The following is an 18748-nucleotide window of genomic DNA, read 5'->3' as shown; positions in this document are numbered from 1 at the left end:
TGTGAAGCCGTAATTTTCATACGGGCTTCGGCTATATCCTTTATTATTTACCAGTTTTACCTTCTTTACGGCGTACGAATTCGCCAACATAGCGGATCCCTTTGCCTTTGTAAGGTTCTGGAGGACGTACACCACGAATGTTCGCAGCTAATTCGCCAACTACTTCTTTGTTGATTCCTTTAACGATCACTTGTGTGTTCGCTGGAACTTCGATTTCAACGCCAGCTGGCGCTTCGATCTCAACTGGGTGAGAGTAACCCACGTTTAAGACTAATTTTTTGCCTTGTAATTGGGCACGGTAACCAACCCCGATAAGTTCAAGAGCTTTTTGGAAACCTTCAGAAACACCTACGACCATGTTGTTGAAGTTGGCACGAGTTGTTCCGTGGATTGTTTTCATTTCTTTTGTGTCATTTGGACGAGTGAAAGTTACAACGTTTCCTTCGACATTCATAGTAATGTCAGCAGAAAAAGTACGTGTAAGTTCACCTTTAGGACCTTTGACTGTAATGTTGTTGCCATCTTGCTTAACTTCAACGCCAGCAGGCAATTCAACGATTTTATTACCGATACGACTCACTTAAAGACACCTCCTTGTAAAAGATTATATTACCATACGTATGCGACAACTTCGCCGCCGACATTTTTTTGACGCGCTTCTTTATCAGTGATTACACCGTCAGAAGTCGAGATAATGGCGATACCTAAACCATTTAATACTTTTGGTACTTCGTCAGCTTTAACGTAAGCACGCAAGCCTGGTTTAGAGATACGTTTCAAGTTAGTGATAACACGTTCACCGTTTTTGCCGTATTTCAGGAAGACACGGATCACGCCTTGTTTGTCATCTTCGATATATTCAACATCACGGATGAAACCTTCGTTTTTCAAGATTTCAGCGATGTCACGCTTGATTTTTGATGCAGGCACTTCTAAAGATTCGTGCTTAACCATGTTAGCATTACGAATGCGAGTTAGAAAATCTGCGATTGGATCTGTCATGACCATGGGTTCTTTACCTCCTTTATGCGAGTATTTGTTTACCAGCTAGCTTTCTTCACGCCGGGAATTTGACCTTTGTAGGCAAGTTCGCGGAAGCAAATACGGCAAAGTTTAAATTTACGATAAACTGAATGTGGACGTCCGCAACGTTCGCAACGAGTGTAAGCTTGTGTTGAATGTTTAGCAGGACGTTGTTGTTTAGCAATCATTGATTTTTTAGCCACGTAGTTCGCCTCCTTTAATTATTTTTGGAATGGCATGCCTAATTGTGTCAGCAATTCACGTGATTCTTCATCAGTGTTGGCTGTTGTCACAATAACGATGTCCATCCCGCGTACTTTGTCGACCAAATCGTAATCAACTTCAGGGAAGATTAATTGTTCTTTGATACCTAAAGTGTAGTTACCGCGACCATCGAATGATTTTTTACTTACACCATGGAAGTCACGGACACGTGGTAGTGAAACACTTACCAATTTGTCTAAGAATTCATACATGCGTTCGCCGCGCAAAGTAACTTTGGCGCCGATTGGCATACCTTCACGTAAACGGAAGCCGGCAATAGATTTTTTAGCTTTTGTAATCAATGGTTTTTGACCAGCGATTAAAGTTAATTCTTCTACTGCTTTATCTAAATTTTTCGCATTTGAAACAGCATCACCCACACCCATGTTGATAACAATCTTTTCAACTTTTGGTGCTTGCATCACTGAATTATAATTGAATTTATCCATTAAAGCTGGAACTACTTCTTTTGAGTATTTTTCTTTCAGGCGGTTCATTTAGTTGCCCCTCCTTCCTTAAATTATTTATCTAAAACTTCACCGGTTTTCTTGGAAACGCGGACTTTTTTACCGTCAACTTCTTTGTAGCCAACCCGAGTAGCTTCACCGTTTGATGGGTCGATGATCATGACATTTGATACATGAATCGGAGCTTCCATTTCAACGATTCCGCCTTGCGGAGCAGCTTGAGAAGGTTTTTGGTGTTTTTTCACGATGTTAACACCTTCGACTACAACTTTATCTTTTTTCGGGAAAGCTTCTAAAACAACGCCTTCTTTGTTTTTGTCTTTACCAGTGATAACTTTGACTTTGTCGCCTTTTTTAATAAACATTACTGTTTCGCACCTCCTTTTAAAATAGGTTTTCTTATAATACTTCTGGTGCTAGGGAAACGATCTTCATGAAGTTGTTTTCACGCAATTCACGGGCAACAGGGCCAAAGATCCGAGTTCCACGAGGGCTTTTATCGTCACGGATAATTACCGCAGCATTTTCATCAAATTTAATATAAGAACCGTCAGTACGGCGCGCACCTGATTTAGTGCGGACGATGACCGCTTTGACAACGTCGCCTTTTTTGACAACCCCACCTGGCGTTGCTTGTTTAACTGAAGCAACGATCACGTCTCCGATGTTAGCAGTTTTGCGACCTGAGCCACCTAGGACTTTGATCGTCAAAATTTCACGCGCACCTGAGTTATCAGCAACTTTTAATCGGCTTTCTGATTGGATCACGGTTGTATCCTCCTTTATCGCTTTATTTATCTACCAAGTTTCAAAGTGTAATTAGATAATTACAGCTTTTTCAACGATTTCTACTAGACGGAAACGTTTAGTAGCAGATAATGGACGAGTTTCCATAATTTTCACGATATCGCCAACTTTTGCTTCGTTGTTTTCATCGTGCGCTTTGTATTTCTTAGAGTAGTTCATGCGTTTACCGTAGATAGGGTGGTTTTTCTTTGTTTCTACAACGACAGTAATGGTTTTATCCATTTTGTCAGATACCACGCGACCTTGGTAAACTTTACGTTGATTTCTTTCAGTCATACCGCTAATGGCCTCCTTCCACAATTACTTCGCTTGTTCACGCAACACAGTTTTGATGCGTGCAATCGATTTACGTACTTCTTTGATACGTGCAGTGTTTTCTAATTGACCGGTTGCTAATTGGAAACGCAAGTTGAACAATTCTTCTTTCAATTGTTTTTCCTGATCAAGCATTTCGGCAGTGGTTAATTCTCTGATTTCTTTAACCTTCATTCGATTCACCACCCATTTCCTCACGTTTTACGATCTTCGTTTTCATTGGTAATTTGTGAGAAGCAAGACGTAATGCTTCACGAGCAACTTCTTCAGGAACACCGGCGATTTCAAACATGATTTTACCGCGTTTAACTGGTGAAACCCAACCTTCAGGAGCCCCTTTACCTTTACCCATACGTACGCCAATCGCTTTAGATGTGTATGATTTATGAGGGAAAATTTTAATCCACACTTTCCCACCACGCTTCATGTAACGAGTCATAGCGATACGTGAAGCTTCGATTTGACGGTTGGTGATCCAATGTGATTCAACAGCTTGTAAGCCGAATTCACCAAAAGCAATCTCTTTACCGCCTTTTGCTTCTCCGCGCATTTTACCACGGAATTCACGACGATGTTTTACACGTTTAGGTACTAACATGTTTATTTCCCTCCTTTCTTAGTGTCTTGAGCGTTCTTTTTCGTTGGCAAGATTTCGCCACGATAGATCCACACTTTAACTCCTAATTTTCCGTAGGTAGTATCTGCTTCTTCCCAAGCGTAGTCGATATCAGCACGCAATGTATGAAGTGGAACAGTACCTTCTGAGTAGCCTTCGCTACGAGCGATATCAGCACCGTTTAAACGGCCAGATACCATTGTTTTGATCCCTTTAGCGCCTGAACGCATTGTACGTTGGATCGCTTGTTTTTGAGCGCGACGGAACGCAACCCGGTTTTCTAATTGGCGTGCAATTCCTTCACCAACTAATTTTGCATCTAAATCTGGTTTTTTGATTTCCACGATATTGATGTGGATACGTTTGCCAGTTAAGCTGTTTAATTGTTTACGTAAGTTTTCAACTTCTGAACCACCTTTACCAATTACCATACCTGGTTTAGCAGTGTGGATAGAAACGTTCACGCGGTTAGCAGCACGTTCGATTTCAACAGTAGAAACTGCAGCGTCAGCTAATTTAGTCGCGATAAACTTACGGATTTTCAAATCTTCGTGTAAGAAGTCAGCATACTCTTTTTCAGCATACCATTTTGCATCCCAGTCGCGGATGATGCCTACACGCATTCCAATTGGATGTACTTTTTGACCCACTGATTATCCCTCCTTATTTTTCTGATACGACTACAGTGATATGACTTGTACGTTTGTTGATTGGTGAAGCTGAACCTTTAGCCCGTGGACGGAAACGTTTCATTGTTGGTCCTTCGTTAACAAAGGCTTCGGAAACAACTAAGTTTTCAACATCTAAGTCAAAGTTGTTTTCTGCATTCGCAACTGCTGACATCAAAACTTTTTCGATGATTCCGGCAGCTTTATTTGGTGTGAACTTTAAGATTGCAATTGCATCAGCAACGCTTTTACCTCTAATTAAATCAATCACTAGACGAGATTTGCGAGGAGATACGCGAATTGTTTTCGCAGTTGCTTTAGCTTTTGTAATTTGTTCTGCCATGATGATATCCTCCCCTCAAATATTAACGTCTTGTTTTCTTATCGTCGGCAGCGTGCCCGCGATAAGTTCTGGTTGGTGCAAATTCACCTAATTTATGTCCTACCATGTCTTCTTGAATGTAAACTGGGACATGTTTGCGTCCGTCATAGACAGCAATCGTGAAACCGATAAAATTCGGAAAAATTGTTGAACGACGTGACCAAGTTTTGATGACTTTTTTCTTTTCGGCACCTTGTTGTGCTTCGACCTTTTTCATCAAGTGTTCATCGACGAAAGGCCCCTTCTTTAAACTACGACCCATGGTGAACCTCCTTCCAAAATGTAGACCACATGGTCAAAAACCTTATTTAGCTTTGCTACGACGTACGATAAGTTTGTCTGAAGCAGCTTTTTTATTACGTGTTTTGTAACCCAATGCAGGTTGACCCCAAGGTGATACTGGAGCTTTACGTCCGATTGGAGCTTTACCTTCACCACCACCGTGTGGGTGATCGTTAGGGTTCATTACGCTACCACGAACTGTAGGACGTTTACCCATCCAACGAGAACGACCAGCTTTACCAATGTTAATCAATTCGTGTTGTTCGTTACCAACAGAACCAATTGTTGCACGGCAAGTCGCTAAGATCATACGTACTTCGCCTGAGTTTAAGCGGATTAAGACATATTTGCCTTCTTTACCTAATACTTGAGCGCTTGTACCAGCTGAACGGATTAATTGTCCGCCTTTACCTGGTTTCATTTCGATGTTGTGGATAACAGTACCAACTGGGATGTTTGCAAGTGGTAATGCATTCCCAACTTTGATATCAGCTTCTGGACCAGAAACCACTGTCATACCTACTTCTAAGCCTTTTGGAGCTAAGATGTAAGCTTTAACACCGTCTGAATAATGTACTAACGCGATGTTAGCAGAACGGTTTGGATCATACTCGATTGTTTTAACAGTAGCAACAACGTTATCTTTGTTACGTTTGAAGTCGATTACGCGGTATTGACGCTTGTGACCGCCGCCTTGGTGACGTACAGTGATACGACCGTTGTTGTTACGACCGGCATTGTTTTTCAACGGTGCCAACAAAGTTTTCTCTGGAGTGCTTGTTGTAATCTCAGCAAAATCAGAGCTTGTCATGTTACGGCGACCATTTGAGGTAGGTTTGTACTTTTTAATTGCCACGCCTGTTTCCCTCCTATTTAGTAGTAGAATTTAATGCTTATTCAGCTTCGAAAATTGTAATTTCTTTTGATGTTTCAGTTAAAGTAACGATCGCTTTGCGACGTTTCTTTGTGTATCCTGCATATTTGCCCATGCGTTTGAATTTTGGACGCACGTTCACGATATTAACGTTTTTCACTTTAACACCGTCAAAAGCAGCTTCAACTGCTTGTTTTACTAAAGTTTTGTTCGCTTTAGTGTCCACTTCGAAAGTGTATTTCTTGTCATCCATGGCAAGCATAGATTTTTCAGTGATCACTGGGCGTTTGATAACGTCTAGTAAGTTCATTATGCAAGCACCTCCTCAATTTGAGTCAGAGCAGCTTGAGTTGCTAACAATTTATCGCTTGAAACTACGTCCAATACAGATACGTTGTTTGAAGTAACAACAGTCACGTTTGGTAAGTTACGAGCTGATAAAGCAGCAAAGTCGTTGTCTGCTTCAAGTACAACTAATACTTTAGAATCAACTGACAAGTTAGCTAAAACTTGTTTGAATTCTTTTGTTTTTGGTGCGTCAAAGCTTAATGCATCAACTGCAACCATTTTGTTTTCAGCAACTTTTGCTGATAAAACAGATTTCATTGCTAAGCGACGAACTTTTTTAGGAAGTTTGTAGCTGTATGAACGTGGAGTTGGTCCAAAGACAACGCCACCGCCACGCCATTGTGGTGAACGGATTGAACCTTGACGAGCACGACCAGTTCCTTTTTGGCGCCATGGTTTACGGCCACCGCCTCGAACTGCGCTACGGTTTTTCACAGCGTGTGTTCCTTGTCGTAATGAAGCGCGTTGCATGATGATTGCATCGTAGACAACACTTTCATTTGGTTCAATTCCGAAGATTTCTTCGTTTAATGTGATTTCGCCATTTTGGCTACCATCTTGTTTAAATAATGCAATATTCGGCATTCCTAAGTTCCTCCTTCCTTAAGTTTACTTATTTTGCTTTCACAGCAGATTTAATAGTAATCAATGATTTTTTCGCGCCAGGAACGTTACCTTTGATTAGGATTACGTTACGTTCAGCATCAACACGAACAACTTCCAAGTTTTGGATTGTTACGCGGTTGCCACCCATGCGGCCTGCTAGACGTTTGCCTTTAAATACCCGGTTAGGTGCTACAGGACCCATTGAACCAGGACGACGGTGATAACGAGAACCGTGAGCCATTGGTCCGCGGCTTTGGCCGTGACGTTTGATTACGCCTTGGAATCCTTTACCTTTAGTTGTACCAGTTACATCGATGACATCTCCAGCTTCGAAAATATCAACTTTGATTTCTGATCCTACTTCTAAGCCCTCTAGCTCAACATCCTTGAATTCGCGAATGAAGCGCTTAGGAGCCGTGTTTGCTTTTGCAACATGACCTTGCGCAGGTTTGTTTGATAAAACTTCACGCATATCTTGGTAACCGACTTGAACTGCTTCATAGCCGTCGTTTTCCACTGTTTTAAGTTGTAATACTACGTTTGGAGTAGCTTCAACAACTGTTACAGGTACTAACTCACCAGATTCAGTGAAGATTTGAGTCATTCCCACTTTTTTCCCTAAGATTCCTTTGGTCATGATTACACCTCCATCTTAATTTGATTAATTATAGTTTGATTTCAATGTTAACGCCGCTTGGCAAGTCTAGCTTCATTAAAGCATCAACTGTCTTCGGTGTTGGATTCACAATGTCGATTAGACGTTTGTGAGTACGCATTTCGAATTGTTCGCGAGAATCTTTGTATTTATGAGTCGCACGAATAATTGTGTACAAGCTGCGTTCTGTTGGTAATGGAATTGGACCTGACACAGAAGCTCCAGTTCTTTTTGCAGTTTCTACGATTTTATCCGCTGATTGATCTAAAATACGATGTTCATACGCTTTTAAACGGATACGAATTTTTTGTTTTGCCATTGTTTTCCCTCCTTCGCCTATTTTGAAAAGTAGACATAGCTCCACGAAAATTTCCGTCACGCTCGTCCATGGCAAAGCGTCCGGGCGTGTCGCAACCTCTCGTTTCGTAGCCGGTAGAATAAAACCTTATCCCACCAGTGCTTTTCACACATTTGTAAGCAGCACCTTTATGATTATAGTATATCTAAGTAGTGTTGGCAAGGATTTTTTATTGATTTCATGCACTTTTCACCACTTTTTATTTGCAAAGGCTTTCATTTTAAAAATAAAAAAAATCTCTGTTTTTTCTATTAACTTGTTACGCTGGATAAAAAATAGCCAACTAGCTTTATTAAAAATAATTGACGTAAAATGAGCACACTACACCGCAAAGTCCATACTAGAAATGGTTAATTTCTTTCTTGTCTATGCGGCGTAGCGTATTTTAATCGGCTTATTTATTTTTTTCAGCTAATATTTTTGCTAACTTTTGTAGACTAACACTAATCTCTTTTACTTCATCATAAGTAAAGTGAGTAAGCAACTCCTCCATCACTTCACTTCTCGCGTTAGTCAATTGGGTATAAAGTTTTTTTCCGTCTTCGGTTAAGGTTACGATTCTAACACGCTTATCTTCTTTACTTGGATAGGAAAGTAAGAGGCCTTTTTCCACAAATTTATCAACCTGTCTACTTGTCGAAGAATGATTTTTTCCTAATTGCGCTGCTAATTCTCCCACACTTATTGTTCCACTTTTACCAACACGAACAACTACTGGTAATAAATTTTGATCATTGCTTATCCCTGCCTTCTTTAAAAGTTTAGCATCGTGTCTGGGATCATTAAAGAAGTTGACAATTGTGAAAAGCGCATCAAATATTTCAGTTTTCATATTTGCAATTATAGCACACATCAACTACAATTTATTGTGTGCAAGTTGCACATAACAAATTGAAATGAGATGAGCAAATGGTTAAAAAGATTGGTATCATTTTAGGCAGCAATCGCCCTAATCGCATTGGTGGCGATATCGCACGTTGGGTACAAGACAAAATGAAACACGATGCGCTAATGGTTGATATTATTGATTTAGCTAAAATCAATTTACCTTTTCTTGATGAGCCACAAATTCCTGCAAAAGGGCATTATCAACAAGCACATACAAAACGATGGAGCGCCCTAATTAAAAATTATGACGGTTTTGTTTTACTCTTCCCACAATACAATTGGGGGTATCCTGCCGTGATGAAAAACGCGCTAGATTTTTTATATGAAGAATGGCAACACAAACCCGTTAGCATCATGGTCTACGGAGGGCACGGTGGTTTCCAAGGATTACTTGCAATGAAGTTGGTTACCCAAGGTTTGAATATGTATAACATGTCTGTCAACCCACCGCTAAACATCGCCAAAGAAATGTTTGATAGCAACAATCAGTTCATCGACATCAACGAATCTTTCAAAATGATTGCACCTCAAGTACAGATGGTGACAGAAGAATTTATTCATCTATTCTCACTTCAAAGAGGATAATCCAGGCAATAGCACAAGCAAGGATGTAATGTGCAAAAAATAGACTGGCTAATCTGAGGACATTTTATCCTTTGAAGCTTAGTCAATTTATATATAGGAAGAAACTCGTTATGGGTAATTTCACAAAAAAGGCGATGACATAAAAAATGTCATCGCCCTTACTTTTAGCCATTAATTAATTTTGCACGAATTTTATTTGAAACGACTTCAACGATTAAGATTAAAACGATTAAGCCGATTAAAATTGAGCCAACTTGATTCCACTTGTAACCGTTAATAGCAAACATCAACGGCGAACCAATACCACCGGCACCAACTAAACCTAAAATCGTCGCATCTCGTAAATTCATATCAAAACGATAAATCGTAATCGAAACAAAGTTACTTAGCAATTGCGGTAAAATTCCAAAACGGATTTTGTCGAAGGTCGTAGCCCCAATTGAGGTCATTGATTCCAAAACGCCAGTATCAATTGTTTCAATTGCATCAACATAAAGCCGAGAAACCATCCCAATCGAAGTGACTGACATCGTCATTACCCCAGCAAAAGGACCCGTCCCTGTTACCCGTACGAACATCAACCCATAAACCAAAGCCGGCACAGTTCGGATAATGACCACCAAAAAGCGCGTCAAAATGTAAACTGGTTTAGGCATAATACTAGGTGACATCAAAAAGGCAATCGGAATTGAAAAGATCGAACCTAAAATAGTTCCTAAAAAACCGATACAAATGGTTTCAAATAATAAATAGGCAACCCCAGTACTAGAGAAATCAAAAAGAAAATTCAGATCCGGTGTCACAATCCCTTTTAAAATATTCAAGGCAACTTGGGAGCCATCCGTACTGGTTTTATTAATTTTAATGGCCGTCAACGACCAGATAAACATTCCGACAACGATTAAAGCAATCGTAGCGTATTGTACTTTTTTATTGGGCTCTTTTGCCAATTGTTTTTCTACTAATGTATTCATGGCGTCCCCCTATTTTAATTTCTGACGCAAGTATTCACTTAACATCTCGATTAGCGCAACAGTGACAATTAACATCAATAAAATGGAACCAACACTGGCATAATCGCGCCAGCCTAAACGTTCATTTAACAATAAACCTAAACCACCGGCACCAACATAGCCTAAAATAGACGCATACCGGACATTTCCTTCAAAACAGAAGATTGAAGTCGATAAATAATTAGGTAAAATTTCTGGTAAAATGCTATATCGGAAAGCTTGAATCTTAGTTAAACCAAAAGATTCCATCGCTTCAAAAGTTCGCATATCAATTGTTTCAATTTGTTCGTACATAATTTTACCAACATAGGAAATGGTAAACATAAAGATAGCGATCGTACCGGCAAATGCCCCTAAACCTAAAATGAAAGTAGCAATCAAAGCAACGACTAAAGTTGGCAATGTCCGCAATACGCTCAAAATAAATTTGAAAACACCGGCAACGAACCGATTTTTAACAATATTAATAGAAGATAATACCGCAAAAGGAATCGCCAATAGCGAACCGATAATCGACCCGAGCAATGACATTTTAATTGTTTCTAATAATGGTCCCCAGACCCGATTCATGTATTTCCAATTTGGCGGAATCATGTCGCCGATAATAACAAAGAACTGTTTACTTCTTAAAATTAAAGTGCTAAATGAAAAATTCGTTACGTCTGCTGCTACAAACATGAAGATTACTGTAATTAAAATATAAATTGGCAAAAATGACCGTTTGCTCGTCACTTGTTTGCCATTACTTAAAGTTAATGTCTTTTTAAACAAGCTGACCACCTACGCTTCCACAGGTTGATTTTTGCCGTAAATTTCATCCAAGATGCTTTGATTCACTACATCGGTTGGTCCGTCATAAACGATTTCACCTTGACGAATCCCAATAACACGATCACAATATTCTAACGCTAATTCCACATGGTGAATATTCAACAAAATAGAAACATTCATTTCTCGATTGATACGACGTAAATCTTCCATAACTGATTTTGCTGTAACAGGATCAAGAGAAGCTACCGGTTCGTCAGCTAAAATAATGCCTGGCTTGCGGGCTAGCGTGCGGGCTAAAGCGACCCGTTGTTGTTGCCCACCGGAAAGTTGGTCTACTCGAGTATAGGCTTTGTCTAAGATTCCAACATTATCTAATGCTTCTAGCGCACGGATTTTATCTTCTTTGGGGAAAATCCCTAAGGTCCGACGCCACAAAGGCATGTCTGGCACTGAAGAAACCAAAACATTTTTTAAAACCGTAGAACGTGTTACTAAGTTAAAAGATTGGAAAATCATCCCAATATTTTTGCGGAATTCACGAATTTCTTTTCCTTTTAATTGACTAACATTGACATCATTAACAAGTAACGTGCCAGAATTAATGTCGTGCATGCGGTTAATACAACGAATTAAAGTAGACTTCCCTGCGCCGGAAAGGCCGATAATTGCCACGAATTCACCTTGTTGGATTTCTAAATTAATGTCTTTTAGTGCAACGGTACCGTTAGGATAAACTTTTTGCACATCTTCAAATTTAATCATTGCTGTATCCTTTCACACTGAAGTTTTAATAATTACTAATTACTGTCGAAAAACACTTTTTCCCACAATAAGACGAAATTTTAATTTCACTGCAAAGCCATCCTACCTCAGGTAAAAGCTTTTACTTGGCAAGAACCATTAAAATTTCGGCTTATCCCGTAAAAATTTCCAGCATTGCAAACAGAAAGGAAGGGATTGTGTTAATGAACACAACCCCTGCTTTACTATTTTTCGTGCTAGTTGCGCGATTATTCGCTAATTTTTTTGATTAATTCTTGTGCTTTTTTCTCATCGTCGTAATCAGAAGCTTTTGCTTCTTTATAACCTTCGTGGTTGTAAATGCTGATTACTTTTTTACCTTCATCTGTTTTACCAATTTCAATAAAGGCTTTGCTTAGTGCTTTTTTCAATTTTGCGTCCATGTTTGGTGCATTTTTGCTGACGCTGATTGTGTCGTTATAGATTGGGTCTGTTACACCGATAACGTTTGTTTCAGACCAAATATCATTTTTACGACCAAATTCTTTTGTCCAAGTGTCAACATAGTCTAAACGTGCATCGGCATAGGCCATCACAACGTCGATTTGACCAGCCGCTAAACGGGCAAATGAACTTGCATAAGAGTCAGATTGAACCGCATCTTTTAAATCTAATAATGTTTTATCGTAGTTTTTGTTCATCCATAAGGTTGGGTAGATGTAACCTGCTGAAGATGAAGAGTTTGCCATTGCCCAAGAAGCACTGTTTAAATCATTCCAAGTCAATTTTTCACCAGCGTTAACTTTTTTAGCTAAAGCTTGGCCTTTTGCTGAAGGACCTGCAATAATCAATGCGCGGTAGTAAGCAACTTGTTCGTCTGTGTTTTTTGTTGGTTTTTCATCGTTCCAAACTTTCGCATCGTCTGAATCAATGGATAAACCTTTCCGTGTTGCAGTTAATAATACGTCTGTTCCATCTTCGTATAAGACATACGTCCCACCTGGAATGAAACCAACATCAAGCGTACCAGAAGACAATGATTCACCAACCGCTTCATAACTCGTACCAACAGAGATATCCACGTTTTCGATGTTATAGCCTTCTTTTTTCATTTGGTCTTTCAAAAGATTTTTCAAAGGTTCAGTAGCTGTTACGATTTCATCTGCGTCACGAGACGGTACAAAACCAATTGTCAGCTTTTCCAACTTGATGTTACCATCGGCATCTTTTTCACCTTTGCTATCATTTGATGAAGAATTACCACAGCCAGCTAGTAAAAGCATCGCTGCCGCACTTGCCAAACCCACTTTCAAAACTTTTTTAAACATAATATCCTCCCATAATGAATAACTACAGCACAGATTTCACTGCGAACAAATAATAACATAATTTAAACTGCTTGAAAAGACGAATATTTTTAAAAAAGGCAGGGAATTTATCTAGTTTTTAGGTAAATAATACTTGAAAGATCCCCTTCACTTTTATTATTCAATAATGAAAAGAAATTTCTTAATTGCTAACCATAGCCAAAACAAGCTTGTTAATATTTTTTCTAAGAGATAATCGCTTTTTACTACGCTGAAAACCGGATAAAACACGAACATTCCCCACCAAGTGAAAAAAACTACTGTCTGTATTCTATGGTTTTAGCGCCTTAACACTTCGCCAAAACTATTTTTACAAACAGTAGCTTTTAAATTAAACAAAAGAACGTTTCATCGTAGCAGTCAAAGCTTTTCTTAGCGGAAAGTACAAAAAGGCTACAATCAAAACAGTCATGCTAACATTGATTAACGTTGCTGGTAATTTCGCCGCTGCGCCTACAAAAGCTGCCTGTACGTCCGCTCCGGCGATGACTAACATCACTGTATTTTTGATTTGGGTCATTGCCACTTTTGCAATCCCTGTCACACAACCAATGACAACAACTTGCCAAAGCGCTGTTGGTTTTTTCTTAAAAAGAAGTAATGCCCCATAGGCTGCTGCACCAACAATAAAGCTCTCCAAAATAAAATACGGTGCTTCTGTGGCGTAGCCGTTTAACATATCAAAGATGAAAAATCCCAACCCACCTGCTAATGAACCTTTAAAGTAGCCTAATAATAAAACTGCCAATAATAATACCGCATTGCCTAAATGGACAAAAGCTCCGGTGGGTAGTGGAATTTTAATCGTGGTTCCGATTACAGTCAAAGCAGTAAACAACGCTACTAAGACAATTGCTTGGACGGAAAAATCTTTTTTCATTGGATGGCCTCCATTCTTTTTTGCGCCTTGTTGTAAGCACCATGCCAGACGTGTCCGACATAAGGATTAATCTGCACGCCTTCTTTAATAGCAGCGGCGACAAATTGTTTGGCCATCGCCACAGCTCGTTTCATCGGAGCCCCTTTAGCCAGACCGGCTGTCACTGCCGCAGCAAAAGTACAGCCCGCACCATGATTGAAATCGGTTTGGTACAATTCATTTTCAAAGGTGACAAATTCAGCCCCGTCGTAAAATAGATCAATAGCTTTATCACTTCCTAAGCGATGACCGCCTTTTATGACAACGTTTTTTGCCCCTTGTTGCCAAATGGCCCGGGCCGCTTTTTTCATATCCGTAAGATTGCTCAAATCACCTAGCTCCGCTAAAATTCCGGCCTCTACTAAATTAGGGGTGGTAATCGTCGCCAGCGGTAATAAATATTTTTTGATTGCCGTAACTACTTCCGGTTGCAAAATTTGCGCCGTACCTTTACAGGCAATAACTGGATCGACGACTATATTTTCCACCTGCTGCTTGTCCAAAAAATCAACAGCCGCTAAAATATTGGCATCATTTCCCATCATCCCTGTTTTCAAAGCTGCCATATCCGCTCCGGCAAAAGCAGAAATAAGTTGCTTTAACAACAGTTCAGCCGGTAATTCCGTCACTTCATGGGACCAACCTGTTTTGGGATCCATTGTGACGATCGAAGTAATACTCGCAAAACCAAAAACACCGTATTCTTCGAAGGTTTTCAAATCGGCTTCCAATCCGGCACCACCGGTAGAATCAGAACCCGCAATTGTTAATACCTTTTTCATTTGACCACTCCTTTTTAAATACCTATTATTAGCCCATTTTTGCTAAACTCATTTTTGCGGATACTAATTTTAAGTATAGGGCTTGTACTTCTTGACGGAAACGACCAATTGGTTTATTTTGAAACCAACCAATTAATTTTTGGACTATAATTTCTAGAAAGCAAAATCTTAATTTTACAAAGGAGCATTTATGACTTTAAACCGTAAAAGTAAAACACCTTTGTTCCAACAACTAATGGAAGTTATCATCGCAGAAATCGAATCTGGAAAATTAGCCCCTGGTGATCGCCTCATGCCCGAGCGAAAAATGGCCGACTTTTATCACGTTAACCGTTCCACTGTCAACCATGCATTAGAAGAGTTAACCAGTTTAGGCTGGCTTGTCCGCAAACAAGGCAGCGGAACCGAAGTCGCCAAGGGTCGGTGGGGCTCGCGGCAAGCACCGCAATTTCAATGGCAGCATTTACTGGCCAGTCGCAGTCAGCAAGATCCTTACAGTAAAGCACAACACCAATTGCGTAAAAACTTGCAAACAATCGATTTAGCCAATGGCGAGCTACCCCAGGACTTAATTCCGGCTTTTAAATTTCCGGCTTTATCCTGGGACCAAATTATTAAAGAAGAAAAAAATTTGCGGGATACTGGTTATTTGCCCTTAAAGGCTACAATTACAAAAAAATTAGCCCAAAAATTCCAGCTCTCCTTAAAAAATCAGGACTTATTGATTACTGCTGGCTCGACGCAGGGAATTTCACTAATTTTGCAGACACTCTTACAACCTGGTGATGTGATTGCCACAGAAGATCCGTCATTTTTATTTGCACTACCTCTTTTTCAGTCGCTGGGATTGCGGCTAGAAGGCATTGCCACCGATCACGAAGGAATTATGCCCAGTGAATTAGAAAAGCAGATTTTAGCAAAAAAAGTAAAACTACTCTATTTAAACCCTACTTTTCAAAATCCAACTAGCCGCTGTCTTTCTTATGAACGTCGGCTAAAAATCATTGAAATCTGTCGCAAGTATTACGTTCCCATTATTGAAGACGACATCTTTGGCGAGTTAGATTTCACGACCCCAATTCCTAAATTAAAGGAAATTGCGCCCGAACAAGTGCTCTACCTTGGTTCTTTGTCAAAAATTTTTGGTTCCAGTATTAAAATTGGCTGGCTGTTGGCTCCTAAAAATTTGATCTCTTCCCTCGCTAATACGAAAAAGTCATTGGATAGCGAAACCAACTTATTCACCCAAATATTGGCCAACATTGCCTTAAGTAGTCCTGAATACGATACCCAACACGCCCAACTCATCAAAGAACTTGAACAACGCAGCCAGCTATTGTGCGAAACTTTTGCCCCCTTTAAAACAGATTGGGAATTCACAAAAATTAAAGGCGGCCTTTATTATTGGTTTACGTGGCAACACCAAAATTTGAACCGCAAAGATTGGCAACTATTTTTCGAGGAAAATTTATTGGTCGCCCCTTCTTTTTTCTTTAGTAATGATACAATGTCTATGCGAATAAATTATACCCAGCTAACGCCGGAGCTGGTAACGACGCTGGCAGAAAAAATGGAACGAATTACTCGCAAGCTTTTACGTAAGACACCTTCAACAAAGGCATAACACAAACAATTTCTAATTTTAGGAGGCAAAAAATGAAGGACGTTATCACATTATTGAAAAATCACCGTAGCTATCGCAACTTTGACGAAAACTACGAGCTAAAAGAGGAACAGCTACAAGAAATTTTAGCTGCCAGTCGCCAAGCACCGTCTTGGATGAATGGCCAAGCCTACTCGATCATTGTGGTAAAAAATAAAAAATTGCGGGAAAAACTAGTTGAATTAAATCCTAGTAATCCCCACATGCTCCACAGCTCTGTCTTTTTATTATTTGTGGCCGACTTACAGCGCACACAATTAGTTGCTTTAAAACAAGGCGTGGATTATGCCGTAACAGATAGTCTGAATCCCTTGATTATTGCAACGACAGATGCCAGTTTAGCATTGCAAAATGCGGTCACTGCAGTAGAAGCATTGGGTCTTGGCAGCGTGATTGTCGGCAGTGTACGTAATCAAATCGACCAAGTCAGTGAACTTTTCAATCTACCACCTTACGTTTACCCAATCGCTGGTCTTAGCATTGGAAAACCCACTGTTGAAATGCAGGTAAAACCTCGCCTACCAGAAAAAGCCGTCATTCATTACGACACTTATCAAGCATATGACTATCAATTAATCGAAGATTACGACCAGACGATGAAAAAATTCGGCGAGGCCCGTGAAACAAAACTTTGGACTAAAAAATTCGCCGACTACTACAAAGAACCGCGGAACGTTCATTTAAACGACTATTTAAAAAAACAACATTTACTTTAAAAATCAACACCACACGTCATTTCTTTCACACAAAAATCCTACAATTTGAAGAGGACGCCACGCAAAGGGCTTGTTTTCAAATTGTAGGGTTTTTACTTTTATTTCGCCTATTGTACTCGTTTTAAGGATAGCTTACGAAATAAACTGCAGCAAAAAACAGACTCTTTACTAAAAAGGCTGCTGTGAATTGCTGGATACTCCTATGTAAATAATAAAAAAAGTGGCAGGAATCCTGCTAGCTCTCACCTTATGGTCTTAGATATCTATTTTTTAAAGCACGGTTTAAATCTAGCAGTAAAAAGCCGCTATAGGAAATTTTTATTTTTTCTTATAGTCAAAAAAAGAAGCAAAATCCGAAGATTTTGCTTCTAAAGTTCAAGAATTATTTTTCGATTGTTGTAACAACGCCTGAACCAACAGTACGTCCGCCTTCACGGATTGAGAAACGAGTACCGTCTTCGATCGCGATTGGGTGGATTAATTCAACGTCCATAGTAACGTTATCGCCAGGCATAACCATTTCAGTACCTTCTGGTAATTCAACAACGCCTGTTACGTCAGTTGTACGGAAGTAAAATTGTGGGCGGTAGTTTGTGAAGAATGGAGTGTGACGTCCGCCTTCTTCTTTAGTTAAAACGTAAACTTCTGCCGCAAATTTTGTATGTGGAGTGATTGAACCTGGTTTAGCCAATACTTGACCACGTTGGATGTCTTCACGAGCCACACCACGTAATAATGCACCAATGTTGTCGCCAGCTTCAGCGTAATCCAACAATTTACGGAACATTTCAACACCTGTTACAGTAGTTTTAGCAGTTTCTTCAGCGATACCTACGATTTCAACTTCGTCACCAACGCGAACTTGTCCACGTTCAACACGACCAGTTGCAACAGTACCACGACCAGTGATTGAGAATACGTCTTCGACTGGCATCATGAATGGTTTGTCAGTATCACGAACTGGAGTTGGGATATATTCATCAACTGCAGCCATTAATTCTAAGATTTTTTCTTCGTATGAAGCGTCGCCTTCTAAGGCTTTCAAAGCTGAACCTGCGATAACTGGAGTGTCGTCGCCTGGGAAGTCGTATTCTGACAATAAGTCACGAACTTCCATTTCAACTAATTCTAATAATTCTTCGTCGTCAACCATGTCCATTTTGTTCAAGAATACGACGATGTAAGGAACACCAACGTTACGTGACAATAGGATGTGTTCACGAGTTTGAGGCATAGGACCATCAGCAGCAGATACTACTAAGATCGCGCCGTCCATTTGAGCAGCACCAGTGATCATGTTTTTAACGTAGTCCGCGTGTCCTGGGCAGTCAACGTGAGCGTAGTGACGGTTTTCAGTTTCATACTCAACGTGAGCAGTTGAAATTGTGATACCGCGTTCGCGTTCTTCAGGTGCACCATCAATTTGATCGTAAGCAGAAGCTTGTGCTAGACCTTTTTTAGATAATACAGTTGTAATTGCAGCTGTAAGAGTAGTTTTACCATGGTCAACGTGTCCGATAGTACCGATGTTTACATGGGGTTTAGAACGGTCAAATTTTTCTTTTGCCATTTTAAAATGTTCCTCCTAAAAATACGTAATAGTTTTTATTTTTTGATAGGTAAACTGCCGCAAGCGAC

At 39.9% G+C, this 18748-nt stretch carries 28 protein-coding genes; 3 read left to right on the top strand and 25 right to left on the bottom strand.

From position 1 onward, the window contains the following. Positions 1 to 43: 43 nt before the first annotated feature. The 18 genes from rplF to P3T75_RS01355 all read right to left on the bottom strand — a co-directional run bounded on the left by rplF (position 44) and on the right by P3T75_RS01355 (position 8497). Complete coding sequence (gene rplF / locus P3T75_RS01440; RefSeq protein WP_173103863.1) at positions 44 to 580, bottom strand: 50S ribosomal protein L6; 537 nt, start codon at positions 578 to 580, stop codon at positions 44 to 46. A gap of 29 nt (positions 581 to 609) precedes the next feature. Beyond that, positions 610 to 1008, bottom strand: coding sequence for a 30S ribosomal protein S8 (rpsH, locus tag P3T75_RS01435; protein ID WP_173103864.1), 399 nt, complete (start codon positions 1006 to 1008; stop codon positions 610 to 612). A gap of 32 nt (positions 1009 to 1040) precedes the next feature. Next, positions 1041 to 1226, bottom strand: a complete 186-nt coding sequence (locus tag P3T75_RS01430) for a type Z 30S ribosomal protein S14 (protein WP_016173531.1) — start codon at positions 1224 to 1226, stop codon at positions 1041 to 1043. An 18-nt stretch (positions 1227 to 1244) separates the two neighbouring features. After that, positions 1245 to 1784 (bottom strand): 50S ribosomal protein L5, encoded by a 540-nt coding sequence (rplE, locus tag P3T75_RS01425; RefSeq protein WP_230711069.1) that lies wholly within the window; start codon positions 1782 to 1784, stop codon positions 1245 to 1247. A 23-nt stretch (positions 1785 to 1807) separates the two neighbouring features. Continuing rightward, positions 1808 to 2119 carry a 50S ribosomal protein L24 gene (gene rplX, locus P3T75_RS01420; RefSeq protein WP_016173529.1) on the bottom strand — a complete coding sequence of 104 codons (312 nt, stop codon included), beginning with the start codon at positions 2117 to 2119 and terminating at the stop codon, positions 1808 to 1810. A gap of 34 nt (positions 2120 to 2153) precedes the next feature. Further along, positions 2154 to 2522: a 50S ribosomal protein L14 gene (gene rplN, locus P3T75_RS01415; protein ID WP_016173528.1), complete on the bottom strand. Its 369-nt coding sequence runs from the start codon at positions 2520 to 2522 to the stop codon at positions 2154 to 2156. Between the two features lie 51 nt (positions 2523 to 2573). Continuing rightward, positions 2574 to 2837 (bottom strand): 30S ribosomal protein S17, encoded by a 264-nt coding sequence (gene rpsQ, locus P3T75_RS01410; RefSeq protein ID WP_016173527.1) that lies wholly within the window; start codon positions 2835 to 2837, stop codon positions 2574 to 2576. Positions 2838 to 2861: 24 nt separating this feature from the next. Then, a complete protein-coding gene (gene rpmC / locus P3T75_RS01405; RefSeq protein WP_002288664.1) occupies positions 2862 to 3050 on the bottom strand; it encodes a 50S ribosomal protein L29 in 189 nt (62 codons plus the stop codon). Further along, entirely contained in the window at positions 3040 to 3474 is a 435-nt protein-coding gene (gene rplP, locus P3T75_RS01400; protein WP_010742757.1) for a 50S ribosomal protein L16, read from the bottom strand. The genes rpmC and rplP overlap by 11 nt, the downstream gene beginning before the upstream one ends. A gap of 2 nt (positions 3475 to 3476) precedes the next feature. Next, a complete protein-coding gene (gene rpsC, locus P3T75_RS01395) occupies positions 3477 to 4142 on the bottom strand; it encodes a 30S ribosomal protein S3 (RefSeq protein ID WP_206903380.1) in 666 nt (221 codons plus the stop codon). Positions 4143 to 4155: 13 nt separating this feature from the next. Continuing rightward, the gene (rplV, locus tag P3T75_RS01390) at positions 4156 to 4503 is read right to left on the bottom strand and encodes a 50S ribosomal protein L22 (protein ID WP_173103866.1); all 348 of its coding nucleotides are present in this window, start codon (positions 4501 to 4503) and stop codon (positions 4156 to 4158) included. Positions 4504 to 4525: 22 nt separating this feature from the next. After that, the gene (rpsS, locus tag P3T75_RS01385; protein WP_071864217.1) at positions 4526 to 4804 is read right to left on the bottom strand and encodes a 30S ribosomal protein S19; all 279 of its coding nucleotides are present in this window, start codon (positions 4802 to 4804) and stop codon (positions 4526 to 4528) included. A 42-nt stretch (positions 4805 to 4846) separates the two neighbouring features. Next, complete coding sequence (rplB, locus tag P3T75_RS01380) at positions 4847 to 5680, bottom strand: 50S ribosomal protein L2 (RefSeq protein ID WP_173103867.1); 834 nt, start codon at positions 5678 to 5680, stop codon at positions 4847 to 4849. A 37-nt stretch (positions 5681 to 5717) separates the two neighbouring features. Next, entirely contained in the window at positions 5718 to 6008 is a 291-nt protein-coding gene (locus tag P3T75_RS01375) for a 50S ribosomal protein L23 (protein WP_282462027.1), read from the bottom strand. Beyond that, the gene (gene rplD, locus P3T75_RS01370) at positions 6008 to 6631 is read right to left on the bottom strand and encodes a 50S ribosomal protein L4 (RefSeq protein WP_206903379.1); all 624 of its coding nucleotides are present in this window, start codon (positions 6629 to 6631) and stop codon (positions 6008 to 6010) included. Before rplD ends, P3T75_RS01375 begins: the two co-directional genes overlap by 1 nt. A gap of 28 nt (positions 6632 to 6659) precedes the next feature. Next, positions 6660 to 7289, bottom strand: a complete 630-nt coding sequence (gene rplC, locus P3T75_RS01365) for a 50S ribosomal protein L3 (protein WP_206903378.1) — start codon at positions 7287 to 7289, stop codon at positions 6660 to 6662. A gap of 28 nt (positions 7290 to 7317) precedes the next feature. Next, on the bottom strand, positions 7318 to 7626 hold the full coding sequence (gene rpsJ, locus P3T75_RS01360; RefSeq protein WP_002290443.1) for a 30S ribosomal protein S10: 309 nt from the start codon (positions 7624 to 7626) through the stop codon (positions 7318 to 7320). Positions 7627 to 8059: 433 nt separating this feature from the next. Continuing rightward, positions 8060 to 8497 (bottom strand): MarR family winged helix-turn-helix transcriptional regulator, encoded by a 438-nt coding sequence (locus P3T75_RS01355; RefSeq protein ID WP_282462026.1) that lies wholly within the window; start codon positions 8495 to 8497, stop codon positions 8060 to 8062. Positions 8498 to 8574: 77 nt separating this feature from the next. Here P3T75_RS01355 and P3T75_RS01350 point away from each other — a divergent pair, with 77 nt between their 5' ends. Beyond that, a complete protein-coding gene (locus tag P3T75_RS01350) occupies positions 8575 to 9138 on the top strand; it encodes an NADPH-dependent FMN reductase (RefSeq protein WP_282462025.1) in 564 nt (187 codons plus the stop codon). A gap of 164 nt (positions 9139 to 9302) precedes the next feature. Here the strand turns inward: P3T75_RS01350 and phnE (P3T75_RS01345) are convergent, their stop codons facing one another. From phnE (P3T75_RS01345) to thiD, 6 genes are all read right to left on the bottom strand, one after another. After that, on the bottom strand, positions 9303 to 10112 hold the full coding sequence (gene phnE, locus P3T75_RS01345) for a phosphonate ABC transporter, permease protein PhnE (RefSeq protein WP_206903377.1): 810 nt from the start codon (positions 10110 to 10112) through the stop codon (positions 9303 to 9305). Between the two features lie 9 nt (positions 10113 to 10121). After that, positions 10122 to 10922 (bottom strand): phosphonate ABC transporter, permease protein PhnE, encoded by an 801-nt coding sequence (gene phnE / locus P3T75_RS01340; protein WP_282462024.1) that lies wholly within the window; start codon positions 10920 to 10922, stop codon positions 10122 to 10124. 9 nt (positions 10923 to 10931) lie between these two features. Next, complete coding sequence (gene phnC, locus P3T75_RS01335) at positions 10932 to 11684, bottom strand: phosphonate ABC transporter ATP-binding protein (protein WP_206903375.1); 753 nt, start codon at positions 11682 to 11684, stop codon at positions 10932 to 10934. A gap of 248 nt (positions 11685 to 11932) precedes the next feature. After that, positions 11933 to 12991 (bottom strand): phosphate/phosphite/phosphonate ABC transporter substrate-binding protein, encoded by a 1059-nt coding sequence (locus tag P3T75_RS01330; RefSeq protein WP_206903374.1) that lies wholly within the window; start codon positions 12989 to 12991, stop codon positions 11933 to 11935. A gap of 370 nt (positions 12992 to 13361) precedes the next feature. Further along, entirely contained in the window at positions 13362 to 13910 is a 549-nt protein-coding gene (locus tag P3T75_RS01325) for an ECF transporter S component (RefSeq protein ID WP_206903373.1), read from the bottom strand. Continuing rightward, positions 13907 to 14731, bottom strand: coding sequence for a bifunctional hydroxymethylpyrimidine kinase/phosphomethylpyrimidine kinase (gene thiD, locus P3T75_RS01320; RefSeq protein WP_282462023.1), 825 nt, complete (start codon positions 14729 to 14731; stop codon positions 13907 to 13909). The genes P3T75_RS01325 and thiD overlap by 4 nt, the downstream gene beginning before the upstream one ends. Before the next feature lie 190 nt (positions 14732 to 14921). Here thiD and P3T75_RS01315 point away from each other — a divergent pair, with 190 nt between their 5' ends. Beyond that, positions 14922 to 16355 carry an aminotransferase-like domain-containing protein gene (locus tag P3T75_RS01315; RefSeq protein ID WP_282462022.1) on the top strand — a complete coding sequence of 478 codons (1434 nt, stop codon included), beginning with the start codon at positions 14922 to 14924 and terminating at the stop codon, positions 16353 to 16355. Positions 16356 to 16387: 32 nt separating this feature from the next. Beyond that, positions 16388 to 17110 (top strand): NADPH-dependent oxidoreductase, encoded by a 723-nt coding sequence (locus tag P3T75_RS01310; protein ID WP_282462021.1) that lies wholly within the window; start codon positions 16388 to 16390, stop codon positions 17108 to 17110. Between the two features lie 382 nt (positions 17111 to 17492). Here the strand turns inward: P3T75_RS01310 and tuf are convergent, their stop codons facing one another. Beyond that, on the bottom strand, positions 17493 to 18680 hold the full coding sequence (gene tuf, locus P3T75_RS01305; RefSeq protein ID WP_206903369.1) for an elongation factor Tu: 1188 nt from the start codon (positions 18678 to 18680) through the stop codon (positions 17493 to 17495). Positions 18681 to 18748: the final 68 nt, after the last annotated feature.

It is taken from the genome of Enterococcus montenegrensis (genome assembly GCF_029983095.1).
In the GTDB taxonomy this organism is placed as follows: Bacteria; Bacillota; Bacilli; order Lactobacillales; family Enterococcaceae; genus Enterococcus_C; species Enterococcus_C montenegrensis.
This window is presented reverse-complemented; position numbering and strand designations above follow the sequence as displayed.

Bases quoted from the DNA above. Each gene is read 5' to 3' on its own strand.
- rpsH (WP_173103864.1), bottom strand. From the start codon at position 1,008: ATGGTCATGACAGATCCAATCGCAGATTTTCTAACTCGCATTCGTAAT.
- rplE (WP_230711069.1), bottom strand. From the start codon at position 1,784: ATGAACCGCCTGAAAGAAAAATACTCAAAAGAAGTAGTTCCAGCTTTA.
- rplX (WP_016173529.1), bottom strand. From the start codon at position 2,119: ATGTTTATTAAAAAAGGCGACAAAGTCAAAGTTATCACTGGTAAAGAC.
- rpsQ (WP_016173527.1), bottom strand. From the start codon at position 2,837: ATGACTGAAAGAAATCAACGTAAAGTTTACCAAGGTCGCGTGGTATCT.
- rpmC (WP_002288664.1), bottom strand. From the start codon at position 3,050: ATGAAGGTTAAAGAAATCAGAGAATTAACCACTGCCGAAATGCTTGAT.
- rplP (WP_010742757.1), bottom strand. From the start codon at position 3,474: ATGTTAGTACCTAAACGTGTAAAACATCGTCGTGAATTCCGTGGTAAA.
- rplV (WP_173103866.1), bottom strand. From the start codon at position 4,503: ATGGCAGAACAAATTACAAAAGCTAAAGCAACTGCGAAAACAATTCGC.
- rpsS (WP_071864217.1), bottom strand. From the start codon at position 4,804: ATGGGTCGTAGTTTAAAGAAGGGGCCTTTCGTCGATGAACACTTGATG.
- P3T75_RS01375 (WP_282462027.1), bottom strand. From the start codon at position 6,008: ATGAACTTACTAGACGTTATCAAACGCCCAGTGATCACTGAAAAATCT.
- rplD (WP_206903379.1), bottom strand. From the start codon at position 6,631: ATGCCGAATATTGCATTATTTAAACAAGATGGTAGCCAAAATGGCGAA.
- rplC (WP_206903378.1), bottom strand. From the start codon at position 7,289: ATGACCAAAGGAATCTTAGGGAAAAAAGTGGGAATGACTCAAATCTTC.
- rpsJ (WP_002290443.1), bottom strand. From the start codon at position 7,626: ATGGCAAAACAAAAAATTCGTATCCGTTTAAAAGCGTATGAACATCGT.
- P3T75_RS01355 (WP_282462026.1), bottom strand. From the start codon at position 8,497: ATGAAAACTGAAATATTTGATGCGCTTTTCACAATTGTCAACTTCTTT.
- P3T75_RS01350 (WP_282462025.1), top strand. From the start codon at position 8,575: ATGGTTAAAAAGATTGGTATCATTTTAGGCAGCAATCGCCCTAATCGC.
- phnE (WP_206903377.1), bottom strand. From the start codon at position 10,112: ATGAATACATTAGTAGAAAAACAATTGGCAAAAGAGCCCAATAAAAAA.
- phnC (WP_206903375.1), bottom strand. From the start codon at position 11,684: ATGATTAAATTTGAAGATGTGCAAAAAGTTTATCCTAACGGTACCGTT.
- P3T75_RS01330 (WP_206903374.1), bottom strand. From the start codon at position 12,991: ATGTTTAAAAAAGTTTTGAAAGTGGGTTTGGCAAGTGCGGCAGCGATG.
- P3T75_RS01325 (WP_206903373.1), bottom strand. From the start codon at position 13,910: ATGAAAAAAGATTTTTCCGTCCAAGCAATTGTCTTAGTAGCGTTGTTT.
- thiD (WP_282462023.1), bottom strand. From the start codon at position 14,731: ATGAAAAAGGTATTAACAATTGCGGGTTCTGATTCTACCGGTGGTGCC.
- P3T75_RS01315 (WP_282462022.1), top strand. From the start codon at position 14,922: ATGACTTTAAACCGTAAAAGTAAAACACCTTTGTTCCAACAACTAATG.
- P3T75_RS01310 (WP_282462021.1), top strand. From the start codon at position 16,388: ATGAAGGACGTTATCACATTATTGAAAAATCACCGTAGCTATCGCAAC.
- tuf (WP_206903369.1), bottom strand. From the start codon at position 18,680: ATGGCAAAAGAAAAATTTGACCGTTCTAAACCCCATGTAAACATCGGT.